Annotated in this window: 4 protein-coding genes; all 4 read right to left on the minus strand. The window is 42.9% G+C overall.

Translation table 11 applies throughout. The features are described 5' to 3' along the window. Positions 1-88: 88 nt before the first annotated feature. Positions 89-1,591 carry an HlyD family efflux transporter periplasmic adaptor subunit gene (locus VB740_RS35775; protein ID WP_323204545.1) on the minus strand — a complete coding sequence of 501 codons (1,503 nt, stop codon included), beginning with the start codon at positions 1,589-1,591 and terminating at the stop codon, positions 89-91. A 32-nt stretch (positions 1,592-1,623) separates the two neighbouring features. Further along, positions 1,624-3,843, minus strand: coding sequence for a peptidase domain-containing ABC transporter (locus VB740_RS35780; protein ID WP_323204546.1), 2,220 nt, complete (start codon positions 3,841-3,843; stop codon positions 1,624-1,626). A 556-nt stretch (positions 3,844-4,399) separates the two neighbouring features. Continuing rightward, positions 4,400-4,618: a hypothetical protein gene (locus tag VB740_RS35785; protein WP_323204547.1), complete on the minus strand. Its 219-nt coding sequence runs from the start codon at positions 4,616-4,618 to the stop codon at positions 4,400-4,402. A 134-nt stretch (positions 4,619-4,752) separates the two neighbouring features. Further along, on the minus strand, positions 4,753-5,067 hold a 315-nt coding region (locus VB740_RS35790; RefSeq protein WP_323204548.1), incomplete at its 5' end, for a hypothetical protein.

Here is a 5,067-nt window from a genome sequence, read left to right on the forward strand (position 1 = left end):
GCGTTACCTGAAACCCTTGTAGAGACGTTGCAATGCAACGTCTCTACATTCATTTCCGGAGATGTCTAATGGTTCGCAAAAGAAAAAGTTACAAATCAGTAATCAACCTCGCCTTACGGAGAAAGAATTGCAGCACGGTTTCTTCACGAGAAATAATATCAACCCTACCCTCCATACCCAATTGAATGTGACACTGGTTTTTCCCTTTACCTAAAACCAGAGTTTCCGGTTCAATTGTGACTTCATAAAAAGCACCTGGTACAGCAGCTTTTGGAGTAGTAGTCCCATTCATAGATGCATTTGTGCCATTCTTTTGAGGAGCGATCGCATCTGGAGAAATTGCCTGCACTTGACCATTGAGAGTACCATAATCTGGGTAAGGACAAGCACTCACCCGCATTTGGACTTTTTGACCAATTTTTAACTTACTTTGGGCTTCAGATGCCACCGCAGCTTTCAAAACCTGAGGCGCATCACTAGGAACAATTTGCAACACTTCCTCACCAGCCCGCACAGTTTGACCTGGATTTCGCAGATTGAGTTGGGAGATGATCCCATCGGCAGTAGCTGCGATCGTAGTTTGCACTAAATCCATTTCCACTTGTTTGAGTTCGCTAGTATCACGCTCCAACTGCTTGTCAATTTCAATCCGTTGCTTAACTAGAGCTTGGCGTTCCTTTTCTAAAATTGCTTTATTACTTAACCCTGCGGCTTTTTCTTGAGCAATGCGCTCAGTAGCAACAGTCACTTCTGTATTACTTGGATTTACCGCAACTAGAGCGCGTTGTCTTCTGGCCATGACAGCAGATACTGCTTGTTGTAACCGTTGAATTGTTTCTTTTTGCGCCTCCACTGTTGCTTCTTGCGCCTTTAATGCTTGCTCTTGCTGTTTAGCAGCCAATTGTGCTTCTTCCAATTGATCCCTAGATAGCGCCCCTTGGTTAGCTGCACTCTCATATCGGTTCTCTTTTGACCGGGCTACACCCAAAGCAGCTTCAGTCGCATGGAGATTCGCTTGTGCTGTTTTTAACTGTGCTTTCCCAACCTGCAATTCTTTTTCAGCAATTCTGATGTTGGCATCAGCTTCTTGAAGTTCGGAAACAGTAGTCAGATTTTTATCTCGGTATTCACGACGGCGACCGCTTAATTCGGCTTCGGCACCACTAATAATCCGGCTGATGCGGTCAGTTTCGGCTCGAATCTGGCTATTGAGAGCATTAATCTGGGCATTGATTTGCACCAGTTGTAACTTAGATTGTTGAACACTAGTTTGCAATTGGCTCTTTTTGGTTTGCAGACGCGAGTCATCGATAGTTGCGATCGCATCTCCTTTTTTAATCACTTGATTTTCTTTGACATAAATGTGCATTACCTGACCTTCAGTCGCCGCTTGCACAATTCGCAATTCCCCTGCCGGACGCACAACCGCCTGTCCTGCAACTGTAACCTTATACTTAGTAATAGCGGCGACTGGAACAGCTAGTCCGAGAACGCAGAGAATAAATATGCCGCCAAAGTTTGTCCAACGACTAATTGGTGGGAGAAATTCGTTGGTTTGAATTGGAGGTAAAAAATTTGTGTTGCTAACCATAATGTCATCTGAATTACGAATTACGAATGATCTTAATTAATGGCAGCAGTCTTGCCATTACGATGAGCCGGGGAAGATGTCAGCGCCAACGCATTTTCAGAGGGGAAAATATCATCAAGGAAGTCTAAATGTTCACCAGGTAAAGAGCGCAATTCTTCTGGTGTCCCTTGAATTTTTAAACGTCCTTGTTCTAGCAAGACAATCCAATCTGCCCGTTGTATCACCTTGGGACGGTGACTAATCAGAATAGTCGTTTGATTATGACGATGGGATAAAAGTCTATCTAATATTTGTCTTTCACTTACAGGGTCGAGTGCGCCCGTAGATTCATCTAAAATTAAGACTGGTGGCTGAGTCACGATTGCTCTAGCTATGGCTAATCTTTGGCGTTGTCCACCGGAAAGATTTGCCCCAAATTCTCCTAAAACAGTTTGATATTTATCAGGTAGTTTACTAATAAATTCATCTGCACCAGCAATTTGACAAGCTCTGACAATTTCTTCAAAACTAATATCAGGATAGCTAAAGTTGAAGTTATCAATAATCGAACGGCTCCAGAAGTGGGGTTCTTGAGGAACTAATACCACTTGTTGGCGGAGACATTCTAAAGACAGGTCTTGCTGATTATAGAAACCATAACGAATATTGCCAGACTGAAGTTTATATAAGCCAGTCATCACTTTTGCCAGGGTACTTTTACCACAGCCAGATTTGCCAATTAAAGCAATGACTTTACCGCCAGGAATAGTTAAGGAAAAATCTTGTAGCAAGTCAACTCTACCTGCGTGATGGAAGTTAAGTTCAGTGCAAGTTATATCTGCATTACCAGGAATTTGTGCCCAAGGCTTTTTAAAATCATTTTCATCTTCTGGAGTCGCATCAATCACTTCTGTCAGGCGTTGAATGACTATCTGGGCAGTGATAAACTCATCTACTAAGCCGATGGCAGCACCTAGGAAGCCGAGAAAGTTACCACTCATGCCGTTATATGCCATCAATTGACCGATTGTTAAAGTGCGATTAATGACTAAATAGCTACCCATCCAAAGGATGCCAATACTAATGAAGGTGGAAAGAATGCCAGTAATTGTACTGCTATACAGTCCCAGTTTCATCATACTCCAGCCCAGGTTGGCGAGGCGACCATAATTCCCTTGGTATTCTGACCAAGCTTGGGGAGTGGCTTGAGTAGTTTTTAAGACTTGCACACCGCGAAATGTTTCTACTAAAAAGCCTTGGTTTTCTGTACCAGAAACAATCATGCTGCGGGTTTTCTGGCGCATTGCGGGTAGGAAAAGCAAGTTCACAGCCGTGACAATCATAAATGCAACGATGGAAGCTAAAGTTAGTTCCCAACTGTAAAAGAGCATAAAGCCCAAGGAGACTACAGCGATAAAAAATTGGCTGGGTAATCCGAGAACGATTTGGGAAACTAAGTTATTGATGGCGTTGACATCGGCAATGCGGCTGACGACTTCTCCACTGCGTCGTCCTTCAAAGTAGGATAGGGGTAAATGTAAGAGTTTGCGTCCGTATTCGAGAATTAGTCCTAGTTGCAATCTTTGACCGAAGTGACCGATGAGGTGAGATTGGACTAGGCTAATGGCGCTTCTAATTAAGTTCATGACGATAACGCCAATGGCTACGGTGGTTAGTAGTTGGGTATCTCCGCGCACTAGGACATCATCGGTGAGGAGTTGCATCATGAAGGGTGATGTCAGAGAAAGCAGTCCAATGGCGATGTTAATGGCGATCGCTTGGGCGATAATGGAGCGATAGGGCCACACCCTTTGCAGATATCTCCCCAGACCGCCGATTTTATCTGATTCTTGTTGAGCAAAGCGGCTGTCGTCTGGGGTCAGCAGTAACATTACCCCATTCCCCCAACCTACCATTAATTCCTCACGAGTCAGATAACGGATACCAACACCAGGGTCGGCGATGACGTATTTATTGCGTTTTTTTCCGTATAAAACTACCCAGTGGTAGCCTTTCCAGTGAATAATTGCTGGTAGGGGAGCTTGATCTAATTGGTCGAGTAATTTGGGGCTGGCTTTGACTTGACGGGCGTTGAATCCTAGTACTTCTGCACCCCGGCTTAATCCCAATAAGGAGGTTCCTCTGGAACCTGTGCCTACGGCTTCTCGGACGCGGTTGAGAGTAAAGGTACGTCCGTGGTGTTTTGCGATGGTGGCGAGGCTTGCCGCGCCGCAGTCTTCTTCGCTGTGTTGAAAGACTATTTGGTATTTCATTTTCTGCTGCAATTATGGGGAAGAAAATAAAGTCAGGTCATTTGATGCCATTTAATTGAGTTATTAACTCTTCGATTTGAACTGAGACAGGATAATGTAAACTCAGAGATTCAAATCAGTAATCACCCAGTAAGTCTTCTTTACACCTTTTTTCTGATACTTACTAAGTAAACTTATCTGTTATGACTCTTTACGATGACTTTTAGTGTTTATGCACTAAAGGAGCGAAAATTTGGGAAAAATCTGTAAAATCCTTATGCAGGAAATATCGGGGCAAAAAGCCTCGACCATGTTTAATGTTCAGCTTGTGAGAACCAAAAGTTTGGCTGTGTGGTTACTCAGTATCTCAAAGTTCTCAAAAATGCTATTTAAAAGACCTGCTAGAATACCTAATACTTAGAGATTCCGCTGACTCGCCGCATTTTCTTACCCTTTGTTGGTGCTGTGATGCAGCCACCCATATAATTATCGAAAGGGTTTTTGTCGTAAAAAATTTCAAATGACATCAAGAGCCTTCAATTTGGTCAACCCTTTCTGCGGCTTGCTATAGAGCAGTCTAGTCTTTTCGGGAAACTATGGTATTAGGAATACAGCCTAGCTGAGGATTAAGAGGTGGTAGCGCTGGTATCCAACCAGGGGGACAGCCAGGAGGAGGCAAAGGAGCAATTAATATTTTTTGCGGTCTTGACTGTCCGCCTCCCACACACTCAGCAGTTTGATTGTCCAGTTCTTCAAATAAATTCAAGTCTTCTACTAAGAGGCTTTTGCTTCTCATTTTTCCAGTCTCCTTTTACTTGAGATTCTGTTTTGCGGGTTTGAACCCCTTCGCTTTAGTTATTGCGATCGCGTTTGCTGATTTATGCACTTGTTCGCCAATAATGCTGTCTATGAAACTTACGAACCTCTACTTTATTCTGCAACTTGAGGCATAATTTTTACACAGCATATGGAGTTTTTGTTACAAATATTTGAATCTTGTCCTGTTGTAGTTATATGAACTTTTAAAACTACATATTTAGTTTTATTATTACCACACAAAATTTGAAGTATATCGTCAGATTCCGGGATTAAGAGAAGTGCAAAGGGTCTTATGCGAAGAAGGATTGTTATGGGTGGGTCGAATTGAAGGGGAGCATCCACTTTCGGCAGATCTACTTTTTTAGATGAATCATATAGTAGGGTTTTCGGAGTATCAGAATTATGTTTCTTCCAAAAGTGGATGCT

Origin of the sequence: Nostoc sp. UHCC 0251 (genome assembly GCF_034932245.1) — a bacterium.
Taxonomy (GTDB): domain Bacteria; phylum Cyanobacteriota; class Cyanobacteriia; order Cyanobacteriales; family Nostocaceae; genus Nostoc.

What these genes read in the sequence shown, in the direction of transcription:
- VB740_RS35775 (WP_323204545.1), bottom strand. Translation starts at nt 1,591, where the DNA reads ATGGTTAGCAACACAAATTTTTTACCTCCAATTCAAACCAACGAATTT.
- VB740_RS35780 (WP_323204546.1), bottom strand. Translation starts at nt 3,843, where the DNA reads ATGAAATACCAAATAGTCTTTCAACACAGCGAAGAAGACTGCGGCGCG.
- VB740_RS35785 (WP_323204547.1), bottom strand. Translation starts at nt 4,618, where the DNA reads ATGAGAAGCAAAAGCCTCTTAGTAGAAGACTTGAATTTATTTGAAGAA.